At 58.4% G+C, this 14,850-nt stretch carries 16 protein-coding genes; 3 read left to right on the top strand and 13 right to left on the bottom strand.

The window, feature by feature from the left end; all coding sequences use genetic code 11:
* Positions 1-3 precede the first annotated feature (3 nt).
* From pheT to thrS, 6 genes are all read right to left on the bottom strand, one after another.
* Entirely contained in the window at positions 4-2,382 is a 2,379-nt protein-coding gene (gene pheT, locus AO388_RS13915) for a phenylalanine--tRNA ligase subunit beta (protein WP_058416613.1), read from the bottom strand.
* A 27-nt stretch (positions 2,383-2,409) separates the two neighbouring features.
* Positions 2,410-3,426: a phenylalanine--tRNA ligase subunit alpha gene (gene pheS / locus AO388_RS13910; protein WP_003367019.1), complete on the bottom strand. Its 1,017-nt coding sequence runs from the start codon at positions 3,424-3,426 to the stop codon at positions 2,410-2,412.
* A gap of 104 nt (positions 3,427-3,530) precedes the next feature.
* A complete protein-coding gene (gene rplT, locus AO388_RS13905) occupies positions 3,531-3,887 on the bottom strand; it encodes a 50S ribosomal protein L20 (protein ID WP_002553161.1) in 357 nt (118 codons plus the stop codon).
* Positions 3,888-3,916: 29 nt separating this feature from the next.
* Positions 3,917-4,111, bottom strand: a complete 195-nt coding sequence (rpmI, locus tag AO388_RS13900; RefSeq protein WP_002553160.1) for a 50S ribosomal protein L35 — start codon at positions 4,109-4,111, stop codon at positions 3,917-3,919.
* Positions 4,112-4,171: 60 nt separating this feature from the next.
* Positions 4,172-4,723, bottom strand: coding sequence for a translation initiation factor IF-3 (infC, locus tag AO388_RS13895; RefSeq protein ID WP_170846037.1), 552 nt, complete (start codon positions 4,721-4,723; stop codon positions 4,172-4,174).
* Positions 4,723-6,645, bottom strand: a complete 1,923-nt coding sequence (gene thrS / locus AO388_RS13890) for a threonine--tRNA ligase (protein ID WP_003315564.1) — start codon at positions 6,643-6,645, stop codon at positions 4,723-4,725. Before thrS ends, infC begins: the two co-directional genes overlap by 1 nt.
* Positions 6,646-6,994: 349 nt before the next feature.
* Between thrS and AO388_RS13885 the strand changes: the two genes are divergently transcribed.
* Both AO388_RS13885 and AO388_RS13880 read left to right on the top strand, forming a co-directional pair.
* The gene (locus AO388_RS13885) at positions 6,995-7,300 is read left to right on the top strand and encodes a hypothetical protein (protein WP_003367013.1); all 306 of its coding nucleotides are present in this window, start codon (positions 6,995-6,997) and stop codon (positions 7,298-7,300) included.
* A gap of 295 nt (positions 7,301-7,595) precedes the next feature.
* Entirely contained in the window at positions 7,596-7,808 is a 213-nt protein-coding gene (locus AO388_RS13880; RefSeq protein WP_003315566.1) for a cold-shock protein, read from the top strand.
* A gap of 65 nt (positions 7,809-7,873) precedes the next feature.
* Here the strand turns inward: AO388_RS13880 and AO388_RS13875 are convergent, their stop codons facing one another.
* Entirely contained in the window at positions 7,874-8,215 is a 342-nt protein-coding gene (locus AO388_RS13875; RefSeq protein WP_003367010.1) for an I78 family peptidase inhibitor, read from the bottom strand.
* Positions 8,216-8,524: 309 nt separating this feature from the next.
* Here AO388_RS13875 and AO388_RS27465 point away from each other — a divergent pair, with 309 nt between their 5' ends.
* Entirely contained in the window at positions 8,525-8,719 is a 195-nt protein-coding gene (locus AO388_RS27465; RefSeq protein ID WP_003367008.1) for a hypothetical protein, read from the top strand.
* Positions 8,720-8,741: 22 nt separating this feature from the next.
* Here AO388_RS27465 and AO388_RS13870 read toward each other — a convergent pair whose 3' ends face one another.
* From AO388_RS13870 to AO388_RS13845, 6 genes are all read right to left on the bottom strand, one after another.
* Positions 8,742-9,767 (bottom strand): nucleoside hydrolase, encoded by a 1,026-nt coding sequence (locus AO388_RS13870; RefSeq protein ID WP_003319093.1) that lies wholly within the window; start codon positions 9,765-9,767, stop codon positions 8,742-8,744.
* 166 nt (positions 9,768-9,933) lie between these two features.
* The gene (gene rbsD / locus AO388_RS13865) at positions 9,934-10,338 is read right to left on the bottom strand and encodes a D-ribose pyranase (RefSeq protein ID WP_003350274.1); all 405 of its coding nucleotides are present in this window, start codon (positions 10,336-10,338) and stop codon (positions 9,934-9,936) included.
* A complete protein-coding gene (gene rbsK, locus AO388_RS13860; RefSeq protein WP_058416612.1) occupies positions 10,335-11,255 on the bottom strand; it encodes a ribokinase in 921 nt (306 codons plus the stop codon). The genes rbsD and rbsK overlap by 4 nt, the downstream gene beginning before the upstream one ends.
* 30 nt (positions 11,256-11,285) lie before the next feature.
* Complete coding sequence (locus AO388_RS13855; protein ID WP_003433002.1) at positions 11,286-12,302, bottom strand: LacI family DNA-binding transcriptional regulator; 1,017 nt, start codon at positions 12,300-12,302, stop codon at positions 11,286-11,288.
* Between the two features lies 1 nt (position 12,303).
* Positions 12,304-13,296, bottom strand: coding sequence for an ABC transporter permease (locus tag AO388_RS13850; RefSeq protein ID WP_003366998.1), 993 nt, complete (start codon positions 13,294-13,296; stop codon positions 12,304-12,306).
* Positions 13,293-14,846, bottom strand: a complete 1,554-nt coding sequence (locus tag AO388_RS13845) for a sugar ABC transporter ATP-binding protein (RefSeq protein ID WP_003366996.1) — start codon at positions 14,844-14,846, stop codon at positions 13,293-13,295. The genes AO388_RS13850 and AO388_RS13845 overlap by 4 nt, the downstream gene beginning before the upstream one ends.
* Positions 14,847-14,850 lie beyond the last annotated feature (4 nt).

Below are 14,850 nucleotides of genomic sequence, written 5' to 3'. Positions count from 1 at the left end.
ACGCTACTTCCTTAACGTGGCGTTTAACCTCTCCTCAAGCGAGGTGAGGATAGCAAGTGTCGTTGCGTTTACCTCATCGTCATTAAGAGTGCGTGATGGATGCTGCCAGGTCAAGCCGACTGCAAGGCTTTTTCTATGCGGATCAATGCCTTTACCCTGGTAAACATCAAATAACCTGAGGTCTGTGAGCCACTCGCCTGCATTTTCACGAATAACGTCCAGAACCGCACTGGCCGAAACATCCCGATCAGCCAGCAGTGCCAGGTCGCGGCGCACTTCAGGGAAGCGCGACAGCTCGTGGAATTTCGGCAGACGGCCGGTGGACACTTCCGCCAGAACCAGCTCGAAAACAAACACGGGACGATCAAGCCCCAGGGTTTTCGACAATTCCGGGTGAATGGCGCCCAGGAAACCGACTTCACGGCCATCACGCTCGATGCGAGCCGTCTGACCTGGGTGCAAGGCAGGATGCTGCCCCGGCGTAAAGGTGAACTCGCCCAACGCACCGGCAAAGCCCAGCACGGCTTCAACGTCAGCCTTGACGTCGAAGAAATCGACTGCATCGCGACCTTGCGCCCAGCCTTCAGGCAGGCGGCTGCCGCAGACAACGCCGGCCAGCATCGGCTCTTGCTTCAAGCCGTCGAGCTGACCGACGAAGCGCAGGCCGCTTTCGAACATCCGCACACGATCCTGCTGACGGTTGAGGTTGTGCTGCAGCGCCTTGACCAGACCAGGCCACAGCGAGGCACGCATGGCTGCCATGTCATTAGAGATCGGGTTGGCCAGCAGCAAGGGCTTGGCGCCCGGCGTGAACAGCTCGAACCATTTCGGGTCGATGAAGCTGTAGGTGATCGCTTCCTGATAACCGCGGGCAACCAGCAGGCGGCGCAGCTCAGGCAGATCGCCCTTGGCTTCGGCCTTGGCCTGGGGAGCCAGGCGGGCTTGCGGATAGCGGACCGGCAGGCGATTGTAGCCGTACAGACGCGCCAGCTCTTCGATCAGGTCGACTTCAAGGCTGATGTCGAAACGATGACTTGGCACTTCGACACGCCATTTTCCGTCGGCTTCGGCAGTCACAGCCAGGCCGAGACCTGTCAGCAGACGCTCGATTTCGGCGTTTTCGATCACCAGACCGAGCATCTGCTCGACTCGGCTGGCGCGCAACGTAACCGGAGCAATCGATGGCAAATGCTGTTTGCTGACCACTTCTGTTATCGGACCTGCCTCACCACCGGTGATTTCCAGCAGCAGGCCAGTCGCCCGCTCCATGGCCTCACGGGCCAGCTGCCAGTCCACACCACGCTCGTAGCGGTGCGAAGCGTCGGTATGCAAGCCATAGGAACGCGCCTTGCCCGCCACAGAAATGGTGTCGAAGAACGCACTTTCCAGGAAAATATCGCGAGTGCCGGCAGTCACACCGCTGTGCTCGCCGCCCATGACGCCGGCGATTGCCAGCGCGCGCTGGTGATCGGCAATGACCAGCGTGTCGGCACGCAGGCTGACTTCCTGGCCGTCGAGCAGAACGAGCTTCTCGCCCTCTTCGGCCATGCGCACGCGAATCCCGCCGTTGATTTCGGCCAGATCGAACGCGTGCAGAGGCTGACCCAGCTCCAGCATCACGTAGTTGGTGATGTCGACAGCCGCATCGATGCTGCGCACGTCAGAACGACGCAGACGCTCGACCATCCACAGCGGAGTCGGACGCGACAGATCGACGTTGCGGATGACGCGGCCCAGGTAACGCGGGCATGCAGCCGGAGCCAATACTTCGACCGGGCGCACTTCATCGTTCACAGCGCTGACAGCAGCGATCTGCGGACGGATGACGTCAGTGGCGTACAGCGCACCGACTTCACGCGCCAGACCGGCCACCGACAGGCAGTCGCCACGGTTAGGGGTCAGGTCGACCTCGATGCTGGCATCGTCCAGGCTCAGATAGACACGAATGTCCTGACCGACTGGCGCATCGGCTGCCAGCTCCATCAGGCCATCATTGCCCTCGCCGGCCTGCAACTCGGCAGCCGAACACAACATACCGTTGGACTCAACGCCACGCAGCTTGGCTTTCTTGATCTTGAAATCGCCCGGAAGCTCGGCGCCAATCATGGCAAATGGAATTTTCAGGCCCGGACGCACGTTTGGCGCACCACAGACAACCTGAAAGGTTTCGCTGCCATTGCTGACCTGACACACACGCAACTTGTCGGCATCGGGATGTTGCTCGGTGCTCAGCACCTCACCCACCACCACGCCGCTGAAAACGCCGGCGGCCAGCGTCACGCTGTCAACCTCAAGACCGGCCATCGACAGACGAGCAACCAGCTCGTCGCGGGAAACCTGCGGGCTTACCCAGCCGCGCAGCCATTGTTCACTGAATTTCATCCTGCTCTCCTGAAAGGTTCGTACGACTTAGCGAAATTGCGCGAGGAACCGCAAATCGTTGTCGAAGAACAGGCGCAAATCATTGACGCCGTAACGCAGCATGGCCAGACGCTCTACGCCCATGCCGAACGCGAAGCCCTGAAACTCTTCAGGGTCGATGCCCGACATACGCAGCACGTTCGGGTGGACCATGCCGCAACCCATGACTTCAAGCCAGCCGGTCTGCTTGCAGACGCGGCAGCCCTTGCCACTGCACATGACGCATTCCATATCCACTTCCGCCGAGGGCTCGGTGAACGGGAAATACGAAGGACGGAAGCGCACGGCCAGCTCTTTCTCGAAGAACACCCGCAGGAATTCTTCGATGGTGCCTTTCAGATCGGCAAAATTGATGTCGCGATCGACCAGCAGACCTTCGATCTGGTGGAACATCGGCGAGTGGGTAATATCGGAGTCGCTGCGGTACACACGGCCTGGGCAGACAATGCGGATCGGCGGCTGTTGCGATTCCATGGTGCGGACCTGTACCGGTGAGGTATGGGTGCGCAGCAGCATGTTCGCATTGAAATAGAAGGTGTCATGCATCGACCGGGCCGGGTGATGGCCTGGGATGTTGAGTGCCTCGAAGTTGTGGTAATCGTCTTCGACTTCAGGGCCTTCGGCGATGCCGTAGCCAATGTGCGTGAAGAATTGTTCGATACGTTCCAGAGTACGGGTAATCGGGTGCAGACCACCGGAGGTCTGGCCGCGGCCCGGCAGGGTCACATCGATGCATTCGGCTGCGAGCCTGGCAGTCAGTTCTGCCTGCTCAAACGATGCCTTGCGCGCATTGAGAACCTCTGTGACACGTTCCTTGGCAACGTTGATCAGCGCACCGACTTGCGGACGCTCTTCAGCTGGCAGGTTCCCCAGGGTCTTCATCACCTGAGTCAACTCGCCTTTTTTGCCGAGGTAGTGAACCCGGATTTGCTCCAGGGCATTGATATCTTCGGCGCTTTGCACAGCCTCAAGAGCTTGAGAGACCAGCGCGTCCAGGTTTTCCATGTACAGACTCCAGATACAAAATAGGGGAAGAGCTGAAGGCTCTTCCCCTATTTATGACGTTTAACACCGACCCCGGAGAACCGGGGCAAGTGATTGTCGGGGACTTAGGCCAAGGTGGCTTTAGCTTTCTCGACAATCGCAGCAAACGCCGCTTTTTCGTTCACTGCCAGATCAGCCAGAACCTTACGGTCGATCTCGATGGACGCTTTTTTCAGGCCGGCAATGAAACGGCTGTAGGACAGACCGTTAACACGAGCACCAGCGTTGATACGAGCGATCCACAGAGCGCGGAACTGACGTTTTTTCTGACGACGGTCACGGTAGGCGTATTGGCCTGCCTTGATTACCGCTTGCTTGGCAACACGGAATACGCGTGAACGCGCGCCGTAGTAGCCTTTTGCAAGTTTCAGAATTTTTTTGTGACGCTTACGGGCAATGACGCCACGCTTTACACGAGCCATGAGTTACTTCCTCTATATCTTGATCAAAATTAACGAAGGCGCAGCATGCGCTCGACTTTTGCCACGTCAGACGGATGCAGCAAGCTGCTACCGCGCAATTGACGCTTACGCTTTGTCGACATTTTGGTCAGGATGTGGCTCTTGAAAGCGTGCTTGTGCTTGATGCCGTTGGCGGTTTTCAAAAACCGCTTAGCTGCACCACTTTTAGTCTTCATCTTTGGCATGTTCGGATACTCCGCATTCAGTTGATAAATATAACCGCAAGGCCTGCCGTGCCCTGGTGGTTATTTCTTCTTTTTCGGGGCGATGACCATGATCAGCTGGCGTCCTTCCATCTTAGGATGCTGTTCGACGGAACCGTATTCGAGCAGGTCACCTTCAACCCGCTTCAACAATTCCATACCCAGCTCCTGGTGGGCCATCTCACGACCGCGGAATCTCAACGATACCTTGGCCCTGTCCCCGTCACTCAGGAAACGTACCAGGTTGCGTAGTTTTACCTGGTAATCCCCTTCCTCCGTCCCTGGACGAAACTTGATTTCTTTAACCTGGATCTGCTTCTGGTTCTTCTTCGCTGCAGCAACCTGCTTCTTCTTCTCGAAGATCGATTTGCCGTAATCCATCACACGGCAGACCGGAGGGACTGCGTCGGCAGAAATCTCTACCAGATCCAGCTTCGCCTCTTCGGCAATACGAAGCGCTTCATCAATCGAGACGATGCCAATCTGCTCGCCGTCAGCGCCAATTAAACGAACCTCGCGGGCCGAGATATTTTCATTGATCGGGGCCTTGGGTGCAGCTCGTTTATCTTGTCTCATTTCACGCTTAATAATAATTACTCCGTATCTTGGCGACCACGCCGGGAAACCGCTTGTGCGAGGAATTCAGCGAATTGGGCGACCGGCATCGAGCCAAGGTCAGCGCCTTCACGTGTACGCACAGCGACAGTTTGCATTTCAACCTCCCGATCTCCAATCACGAGGAGATAAGGAACCTTGAGCAAAGTATGCTCACGGATTTTAAAGCCGATCTTTTCATTTCTCAAGTCAGACTTGGCACGAAACCCGCTTTCAGCCAGAGTTTTTTCCACTTCGAGGGCAAAATCGGCCTGTTTGTCAGTGATATTCATGATCACTGCCTGGGTGGGTGCCAGCCAGGCCGGAAACGCGCCTTCGTAATGCTCGATCAGAATTCCGATGAAACGCTCGAAAGACCCGAGAATTGCGCGGTGCAGCATGACCGGATTCTTACGGCTGTTGTCTTCCGACACGTACTCGGCACTCAAGCGGATCGGCAGATTGAAGTCCAGCTGCAAGGTGCCGCACTGCCATACCCGACCGAGACAATCCTTGAGGGAGAACTCGATTTTAGGACCGTAGAACGCGCCCTCGCCAGGCTGCAGGTCATAAGGCAGACCTGCGCTGTCGAGTGCGGAAGCCAGCGCCGATTCGGCACGGTCCCAAAGCTCGTCGGAGCCTACACGCTTTTCAGGGCGAGTGGACAATTTGAGTTCGATATCCTTGAAGCCGAAATCGGCATAGACATCCAGCGTGAGCTTGATGAACGCGGCGGACTCAGCCTGCATCTGGTCTTCGGTACAGAAGATGTGTGCATCGTCCTGAGTGAAGCCACGCACGCGCATGATGCCGTGCAGGGCACCCGACGGCTCGTTACGGTGACAGGCACCGAACTCGGCCAGACGCATCGGCAGCTCGCGGTAGCTCTTCAGGCCCTGATTGAACACCTGCACGTGGCAAGGGCAGTTCATCGGCTTGATCGCGTAGTCGCGGCTTTCGGACTCGGTGGTGAACATGTTGTCGGCGTAGTTGGCCCAATGCCCGGATTTTTCCCAGAGCGAGCGATCGACCACTTGCGGGGTCTTGATCTCGAGGTAGCCGTTTTCACGCTGCACTTTGCGCATGTACTGCTCGAGCACCTGATACAGGGTCCAGCCCTGTGGGTGCCAGAAGACCATGCCCGGCGCTTCTTCCTGGGTATGGAACAGGCCAAGACGCTTGCCGATCTTGCGATGGTCGCGTTTTTCGGCTTCTTCGATGCGCAGAATGTAGGCCGCCAGCTGCTTCTTGTCAGCCCAGGCAGTGCCGTAGACACGCTGCAGCTGCTCGTTTTTGGCATCGCCACGCCAGTAGGCGCCAGACAGCTTGGTCAGCTTGAATGACTTCAGGAAACGCGTGTTCGGCACGTGCGGACCGCGGCACATGTCGACGTATTCTTCGTGGTAATACAGGCCCATGGCCTGCTCGTTCGGCATGTCTTCGACCAGACGCAGCTTGTAATCTTCGTGACGGGCGGTGAACACCTCGATCACTTCAGCGCGCGGGGTGACTTTCTTGATGACGTCGTAATCTTTTTCGATCAACTGCTGCATGCGCTGCTCGATCGCCGCCATATCGTCAGGCGTGAACGGGCGCTCGTAGGCGATATCGTAATAGAAGCCGTCGTCGATCACCGGGCCGATGACCATTTTTGCAGTCGGATACAACTGCTTGACCGCGTGCCCTACCAGGTGCGCGCAGGAGTGACGGATGATTTCCAGTCCTTCCTGATCCTTGGGGGTGATGATCTGCAGGCTGGCATCGTTTTCGATCAGGTCGCAGGCGTCGACGAGCTTGCCGTCGACCTTGCCGGCGACGGTGGCCTTGGCCAGACCGGCACCGATTGAAAGCGCAACATCGGCTACGGAAACCGCATGATCGAATGAACGTTGACTGCCGTCGGGAAGAGTAATAGTTGGCATGGCGCCTCCTCTCCTAGTGGTGACCCCTACCAAAGGTCACGTGGGTTGGGATGAGCCAGTACGTGATCCGGTGGTATGCCTGCCTCACAGTGGCAGGAGCCTTGGGGCCAACCTTGAACCGGACCAGATGACTGGAATGTACGAAAAACCTGCCTGCGCGGCACCGAAAGCCATTGGCCATGGGGCGCTTGAAAATAACAGGACGCGCATCCTAACACAGCCAGACCGGCCGGGATGCACATCCACGCAAATGAAATGGAATTGGCACACCACCTGAACTGGCAGGCTTCATGGGCGTCAGAAACCATCGAGACCCCGAACGTTTTTTCCAGCAATCAAGGAGAACACCATGAAGTTTTCACGCCTGACCAGCCTCCTCCTCTGCAGCGCCGCCCTTATCCCTCTGGGTGCTCACGCCGCAATGGACGGAACGACACGCGCTACCTTCACTCAGGAATGCGTGGCTGCGGCCAAGAAACAGGGGCTGGATGACAAGACCGCAACGACTCACTGCGAATGCGGTGCAAAACAGGTGGACAGTCATTTCACCGACAAGGAAATAGCCTCACTCAAGGACACCAAGACAGCGCCACCGGCTGCATTGACGGCAAAACTGCAAAAACTGGTCGCAGAGAACTGCACGGCGACAAAATAATCATTTTTTTCAGCCGGGGTAAAACGCGCACACCGGGCGCTGATAGCAGTTGGCCCAGCCCCTTCTGAAAGCCATTGAAATCATGGCGTTAAGCGCTATTGCCACAGCCCGTTCAGTACCGCGTCTGACACGCCGGAGGGCGCTTTGCGGAGTATGGAGAACTGCATATACGGGACCTTTACGCAAAGCGCCCACCTTAATAGCTGTTTTTTTGCCCATTTCGACTATGATAGCCCGGTGTGCCCAGTTGGCCTGAGCAGCACGTTACTGAAAATTATGTTTCTGGAGATACACCATGTCTAATCGCCAAACCGGCACCGTAAAATGGTTCAACGATGAAAAAGGCTTCGGCTTTATCACTCCACAAGGTGGCGGTGACGACCTGTTCGTACACTTCAAAGCAATCCAGAGCGACGGTTTCAAAAGCCTGAAAGAAGGCCAGACCGTTACTTTTGTTGCTGCTAAAGGCCAGAAAGGCATGCAAGCAGAAGAAGTTCAGGTGGCCTGATTCACCTGACACAAAAAAACCCCGTCACTGACGGGGTTTTTTTATGCGCGGAAGAAAGTATCGGCTCAACCGCAATTGATACGGGTCACCTTCCCCGACGCATCGGTGTTGACGTTTACCCGCTCGGACCGGTATTCCAGCGTGACCATGTCGTCAGGACCGAGAATGCGCGCATCCTGCGAACCGGAACGGGTGCGGACTTGAGAAAGGAGGTCTATGGAAGCCTGCTTGCCGACAGCGAACTGGGCAAGCCCTGCATCACAACGGCCAGGTATCGCGTTGCTGGCGGGCGCGTCGGCCTTGACGGGCGCCTCAGCACTGGCACTGCTATCCGAAGCCGTACTGCTGCAGCCTGCCACCAATGAAGCCACGACCACAAAACCCAATGTTGCGAATTTCCGGGGCATACACCCTCCTCTGCCAATGAACATTTCCAGACCTGTCCGACCGCACTAAGGCGCGTTGGTTGCACGGTCCGGCCGACATGCCTTGTGTAACCTGTTGATCTGCCTGGACCGGGAGTCTGCCTTGGCATGACACAGGGCGCGCGAAGAAATCGTCACAAAACGTTTATCGCCGATGCGCATTGAAGCGGGCTATCAGGATCATATGTAAGTAGGAGTGTCAAAATGCGCACGGGATGGTTTACTGCCAGAGACACAAGCGCCGGGAAGCGAGCAGCGTGTGCGTGACCCTTCACTGGAGATCAGACAGACATGACAGCCATAACCCTAGACGCAGACATCAAGGCCAGATGGCCTCAGGGCCACTGCTCGCACAGCCCCGGGAATCCGGAAGAACTGATGATCATCGCAGTTGACCTGTTGATCAAGGAACTGGGCACCGAGGGTGCCCGTGCCTTCATCAGCCAGGTGCTGAGCCGCTACGCCACGGCAGGATTGCCCGCCTGATACGCGGCTTCAGAATGCGTGATTATTTGAGGCGCGCCAGACGCTCGGTCAGCAGATCGAAGAACCCCTGAGCGTCGCCGTTCTCGACCCAGAATACGTTCTGCGGCTGCTTGAGTGTGCCGTACCAGTCGGCCACTGTCTGACCGAAACCGATACCCTCACGGGTGTCCACTGCGACGTTGATCTGCCGTCCGGAAAACAACTCGGGCTTGAGCAGCCAGGCAATCACGCTGGCATCGTGTACCGGTCCGCCGGGCAAACCGTAATGCTCCATGTCCAGCTTGACGTATTCATTGAGAATGCCGTCCACCAGCTTGCCCGCATTATTGCCCAGTGCGGCGATCTGCTTGAGGCGCTGTTCACTGGTGAGAATCTTGTGGGTCACGTCCAGCGGCACGTACGTCAGCTTCACACCACTGGCCAGAACGATCTGCGCGGCGTGCGGGTCGGCGAACAGGTTGAATTCGGCAACCGGAGTGATATTACCGCCGTTGAAATGCGCGCCACCCATGACCACCACTTCCTTGATGCCCTGGGTGATTTCCGGAGCCTGCACCAGCGCCAGCGCCAGGTTGGTCTGCGGGCCGAGCATGGCGATGGTGATGCTGTGCGGCTTGGCCTTGCTCAGGGTGCGAATCAGGTAATCGACGGCATTGCCTTCGGCCAGCCCCTTGGCGGGCTCATGCACGGGTACACCCGGCAGGCCTTCCTGACCGTGAACGTTCTCGGCATAGATTGGTGTACGCACCAACGGCTTGGGCGCACCGGCATACACAGGCACCTCTTCGCGCCCGGCCCATTCCCGCGCCAGCCTGGCGTTACGCGAGGTCTTGTCGAGGCGCACATTACCAGCCACCGTGGTGATAGCCATCACGTTCAGCTCTTCAGGTGACGCCAGCGCCAACAATAGCGCGACGACATCGTCCGCACCCGGATCGGTATCGATGATCAGATCGCGCTTTTCAGCCGCCTGGACAGCGGCAGTACCGAGGATGGACAAGAGCAACGCTCCACGAATGAACTGTCTGGAAAACTGTATCAATGTCATATGAAACTCCCTTTCTTGAATAACTAGGCTTTTTGCGAAAAGTCGGCGAGCGAAGGTCAGGCAAGGCAAAAACAGGCGAGGAAGCGGAGTCTACGTGTTGTAAATGAGCATTCCGAGCCTGTTTTTAACGCAGCATCACCGAGCGCAGCCACTTTTTGCACATAGCCTAGAAGACGACTCCGGACACCAGCGCCACATTACTGTACGGCTGACATTCTCCGGTACGGATGATTGCCTTGGCCTTGCGACTCAAGACCTTGAGGTCTTCATGGCTTATCCAGCGTTGTTGCCCCAATTGGTCGTCCAGATTCAGGCTTTCGATCACCTGCAACGCAGGCGGCTTGATCTCGGCCATCTCGTTGGCCAATACGTGGCTTTCAACCTGCATTTCACTCAGCACGACATCCAGCACACTGATGAAATCCGGCACACCGCGGGTCAGCGCGAGGTCGATCAATTCGACGCCCGCCGGCACTGGCATGCCGGCGTCGACGATCATCAGGATGTCACCGTGACCCAGCGATGCAATCACGCGGGACAGGGCAATATTGAGTAGCGGGGTCTTTTTCATAGCGAATTGAATTCCTGTACTTCCTCGAACGTCGGGATGGACGGCTGGGCACCCGCTCGGGTGACGGAGATGGCCGCCGCAGCCTGACCGAAACGAATTGCCTGCAATTCGCCATGGCCTGCGGACAATGCCGCCGCAAAACCGCCGACAAAGGTATCACCTGCAGCGGTGGTGTCCACGGCCTGCACACGACGTGCGGGAATATGCTCAACGCCAGACGCATTGGCGAACAGGGTTCCGCGTTCGCCAAGGGTAATGATCACGTTGCGCGCGCCGGCCGCCAGCATTGCCGAAGCCGCGTTTTCAGCGGCCGCCGGTGAGTCAACGCTGACACCGGTCAGGGTCTGCGCTTCGCTTTCGTTGGGGATCAGGTAGTCGATCAGGGCATACCAGCTTGCCGGCAGCGGCTCGCTGGCCGGCGCAGGATTGAGAATGACGGTCTTGCCCAGCGCACGTGCGCGGGCCAGGGTATGGAAAACGGTCTCGGTCGGCACTTCGAGCTGGCAGATGACGATTTGCGAATCCGCCAGCAGCGCATCGAAGCGCTCGATCAATGCCGGACTGAGCCGACCATTGCCACCGGCCACGATGACAATAGCGTTCTGGCTGTTGGCGTCGACCACGATCGAGGCGATCCCGGTGGACACACCCTCAACGACGGTCACCGCCTGGCAATCGATATGCTCGGCCAGCAGCGCCGCACGCAGTTGCTCACCGTAGGCATCAGCCCCGACACAACCGATCATCGCTACGCTGGCACCCAGACGTGCCGCAGCAACCGCCTGATTCGCCCCCTTGCCGCCCGGCACGGTATCAAATGTTTCCCCGCTCAAGGTCTCGCCGGGACGCGGCAGACGCTGGGCGCGGATGACCAGATCCATGTTCAGACTGCCCACTATCACTATTTTTGCTTGCATGGCTCATTAATCCGTTGCTGCGCGTGCGCGTCATTCGTTGGACAAAGTAGTGGGCGCTGCCGTGGACTCGCGCACCACGACGCTAGGCGTCACGAGTCTTTTTTCAGCAGGAAGCCCATGGGGTGTGGCGATTCTGCTCAGCAGCATTTCTGCGGCGGTTTCGCCCAGTTGCATGATCGACTGCCCCACGGTGGTCAGCGCCGGATAAACATAGCGACTCATCTGGATATCATCGAAACCGATCACCGACAGGTCCTGAGGTACGCGAATCAAGCGCTCGGCGGCGGCGCGCAATACGCCGATGGCAATGACGTCGTTGCCGGCAAAAATCGCCGTTGGCGGATGCGCTGCCAGAAGCTGATACGCTGCCTCATGACCGGCAGAGCTGGTGAACTCACTGTGCGCCGCCCATTCGGCACGGGCCTGAACGGACGCCTGCTGCAGGGCGCGCCGGTACCCCGCCAGACGCATCTCGGCCACTGTGCTGTGTAATGGCCCGCCGATGCAGGCAATGGCGCGATGCCCGAGGTCCAGCAAGTGCCGAGTCGCCAGATAAGCGCCCTGCTCATGGTCGATACGGATCATGTCGGCATCGATACCGTCCAGTTCCCGGTCAACGATCACCAACGGCGTACGAACCTCGGCAAGGCCACCTGCAATACCGGCATCGCCACCCACCGAAGAAACAATCAGACCGTCGACACGCTTTTCCAGTAGCACGCGCAGATAGCCACGCTGTTTCTCCGGATTATCATCGGAGTTGCAAAGGATCACGCAAAAACCGTTGCGCTCGCAGTAATCCTCGATGCCCCGCGCCAATTCGGCGAAATACGGGTTCATGCCGTTGGGAATCAACAGACCGATGGTCGAGGTGGTCTTGGCCTTCAGCGAACGCGCCACTGCACTGGGGACATAATCGAGCTGTGCAATGGCGGCTTCGACCTTGAGCCTGACCGGCTCGCTCACCGGCCGGGTCTTGTTCAACACGTGGGAAACCGTGGTGTACGAGATCCCCGCCAGGGCCGCGACATCCTTGATGGTTGCCATATCAGCCCTGGCGCCGAGCCCGATGGCTGCGATAGGTGTCCAGTACCACAGCGATCACAATCACCGCACCGGTGATGATCCGCTTGGTCGGCTCGGTCGCACCGATCTGCGCCAGGCCTGCGGCCAGCACGGAAATGATCAGCACACCGAAAAAGGTGCTGATGATCGAACCGCGTCCGCCCATCAGGCTGGTGCCGCCGATCACCACGGCTGCAATGACCTGCAGTTCAAGCCCTGCGCCGGCATTCGGATCGGCCGCTTCCAGCCTGGATATCTGGAACAATGCCGCGACACCGGCCAGCAGCCCCATCAGCGAGAACACCAGAATCTTGTAAGGCTTGGGATTGATACCCGCCAGACGCACGGCCTCTTCGTTGGTGCCGATGCCGATCAGGTAGCGACCGAAAACGGTCCGGGTCAGTACTGCCTGAGCGACGAAGATGATCAGCAACGCGATGATGAAGGACGGCGCAATGCCGAAAGCAATCGGATCGGACAGCCAGGCGAACGAATCACCGATGTAGGCGGTACGCGAATTGGTCATCTGATAGGCCGCGCCACGGGCCATTTCCAGCACGCCCAAAGACACGATGAACGAAGGGATGCGCCAGGCGACCGTGATCGAACCGGTGACCGTACCCGCCAGCGTCGCACAGGCAATGCCCAGCAGCGCCGCCGGAAACACGCTCCAGCCCCAGCCGAGGATTGCCACACTGACCGCCGAAGCGGCCAGGGCCAGCACCGAGCCGACCGACAGGTCGATGCCGCCGATGATGAGGATCAGCGTCATGCCGACCGACAGCACCATAAGGTCCGGGATCTGGTTGGCGAGCATGCTGAAGGTCTGGTAGGACAGGAAGTGATCGCTGAGCAGCGAGAACAGCACAATCATCACCAGCAACGCACCGGCCAACCCGATGTAGGTACCCAGACCAAAGTAGTTGCCGCCGCGACGGACTGGCACAGTCAGCGTCGGAGAAGGAGTATTTTTCATGAGTCGTTCCTGGGCGCCGCATCATTGAGCAGCGCGTCACGTTTCTGATAACCGGCGAAGGCAGCGGCCAGCAATTGGTCCTGGGTCCAGCTGTCGCGTTCGAACGTGTCGATCAGGCGACCGGCAGACAGCACGCCGATACGATCACAGATCAGCATCAGCTCGCGCAGATCACTGGAAACCACCACCAGCGCCCTGCCCTGACGGGTCAATTCGGCCAGCAGCGCGTAGATATCGAACTTGGCACCGATGTCGATGCCCCGTGTCGGCTCGTCGAACAGCATTACCGTGCAGTCACGTTCCAGCCAGCGACCGATCACCACCTTCTGCTGATTGCCACCCGACAACTCGGAGACCAATTGGCCCGGACTGGAGCTGCGAATGCGCATGGCCGCTACCTGGCGCTGCGCCAGCTTCAGCTCGTCGTCGCTGTTGACCATGCCCGCACTGGAAATCGAATGCATGTTGCCCAGCGCAATGTTGGCGCTGATCGATTGCGACATCAGCAGGCCTTCGCTCTTTCGGTCTTCCGTGATCAGCGCGATACCCTGCTCTACCGCGTCGGCTGGCGAGCGAATGCTGACTTTCCGCAGCGGCTTTCCGACTTCGATGTCACCGCTGTCGGCAACGTCTGCACCGTAGATCAGGCGTAACAACTCGGTACGCCCGGCACCGATCAGCCCGGAAATACCGAAGATTTCACCTCGACGCACGTCGAAGGACACATCCTGAACCTTGCCGGCGCGATTGAGCCCCTTGACCGACAGCGCCACCTCGCCAATCTGCCGGGCGCCCATGTCGATATGCTCGCCGAGCTCACGGCCGACCATCAGGGTCACCAGTTGCTCACTGTTGTATCGGGCAATCGGCTCGACACACACCAGCTTGCCGTCGCGCAGCACGGCGATGCGCTGGGACACCCTGGCCAGCTCTTCAAGCCGATGGGAGATGTAGATGATCGAGACGCCACGTGCCTGCAGCCGCGTGATCTGCTCGAAGAGCATTTCCACTTCGCGCGAGGTGAGCATGGCAGTGGGTTCGTCGAGAATCAGCACGTGACAGTCGCCGATCAGGTTGCGGGCGATCTCGACCATCTGTTGGTGGCCGATCCCCAATTCGCCGACCAGCGTGTCGGGATCAATGGCGTCCAGCCCCACTTGGGCCATGGCCTCGATCGCGTTTTCGCGCAAGCGCTTGCGGTCGATCCAGCCGGCCCTGCGAGGCAGGTCATGAAGAAACAGATTTTCGGCCACGGTCAGGGTCGGCAGCAGGTTGAGCTCCTGCATGACCATGCGAATGCCGAGTTTTTCGGCCTGGGTACGACTTGCAGGCTGATAAGGCTGGCCCTGGAACTCCATGTTTCCGGTGGTAGGGGTTACCAGCCCGCCGATGATTTTCGACAAGGTGCTTTTACCGGCACCGTTTTCCCCGGTCAGGGCGAGCACTTCGCCACGCATCAACGTCAGGTCGACGTCACCAAGTACGGGCTGTGCGTAGGTTTTGCCGATGCCACTGACCGAAAGAACAGCTGTCTGAGCAGACGCTGACATACAT

The sequence above is a fragment of the Pseudomonas sp. ICMP 10191 genome (assembly GCF_001467335.1).
GTDB lineage: Bacteria > Pseudomonadota > Gammaproteobacteria > Pseudomonadales > Pseudomonadaceae > Aquipseudomonas > Aquipseudomonas cerasi.
The sequence above is the reverse complement of the archived record's forward strand: the minus strand, read 5'-3'. Positions and strand labels throughout refer to the sequence as shown.

Bases quoted from the DNA above. Each gene is read 5' to 3' on its own strand.
- pheT (WP_058416613.1), bottom strand. From the start codon at position 2,382: ATGAAATTCAGTGAACAATGGCTGCGCGGCTGGGTAAGCCCGCAGGTT.
- pheS (WP_003367019.1), bottom strand. From the start codon at position 3,426: ATGGAAAACCTGGACGCGCTGGTCTCTCAAGCTCTTGAGGCTGTGCAA.
- rplT (WP_002553161.1), bottom strand. From the start codon at position 3,887: ATGGCTCGTGTAAAGCGTGGCGTCATTGCCCGTAAGCGTCACAAAAAA.
- rpmI (WP_002553160.1), bottom strand. From the start codon at position 4,111: ATGCCAAAGATGAAGACTAAAAGTGGTGCAGCTAAGCGGTTTTTGAAA.
- thrS (WP_003315564.1), bottom strand. From the start codon at position 6,645: ATGCCAACTATTACTCTTCCCGACGGCAGTCAACGTTCATTCGATCAT.
- AO388_RS13885 (WP_003367013.1), top strand. From the start codon at position 6,995: ATGAAGTTTTCACGCCTGACCAGCCTCCTCCTCTGCAGCGCCGCCCTT.
- AO388_RS13880 (WP_003315566.1), top strand. From the start codon at position 7,596: ATGTCTAATCGCCAAACCGGCACCGTAAAATGGTTCAACGATGAAAAA.
- AO388_RS13875 (WP_003367010.1), bottom strand. From the start codon at position 8,215: ATGCCCCGGAAATTCGCAACATTGGGTTTTGTGGTCGTGGCTTCATTG.
- AO388_RS27465 (WP_003367008.1), top strand. From the start codon at position 8,525: ATGACAGCCATAACCCTAGACGCAGACATCAAGGCCAGATGGCCTCAG.
- AO388_RS13870 (WP_003319093.1), bottom strand. From the start codon at position 9,767: ATGACATTGATACAGTTTTCCAGACAGTTCATTCGTGGAGCGTTGCTC.
- rbsD (WP_003350274.1), bottom strand. From the start codon at position 10,338: ATGAAAAAGACCCCGCTACTCAATATTGCCCTGTCCCGCGTGATTGCA.
- rbsK (WP_058416612.1), bottom strand. From the start codon at position 11,255: ATGCAAGCAAAAATAGTGATAGTGGGCAGTCTGAACATGGATCTGGTC.
- AO388_RS13855 (WP_003433002.1), bottom strand. From the start codon at position 12,302: ATGGCAACCATCAAGGATGTCGCGGCCCTGGCGGGGATCTCGTACACC.
- AO388_RS13850 (WP_003366998.1), bottom strand. From the start codon at position 13,296: ATGAAAAATACTCCTTCTCCGACGCTGACTGTGCCAGTCCGTCGCGGC.
- AO388_RS13845 (WP_003366996.1), bottom strand. From the start codon at position 14,846: ATGTCAGCGTCTGCTCAGACAGCTGTTCTTTCGGTCAGTGGCATCGGC.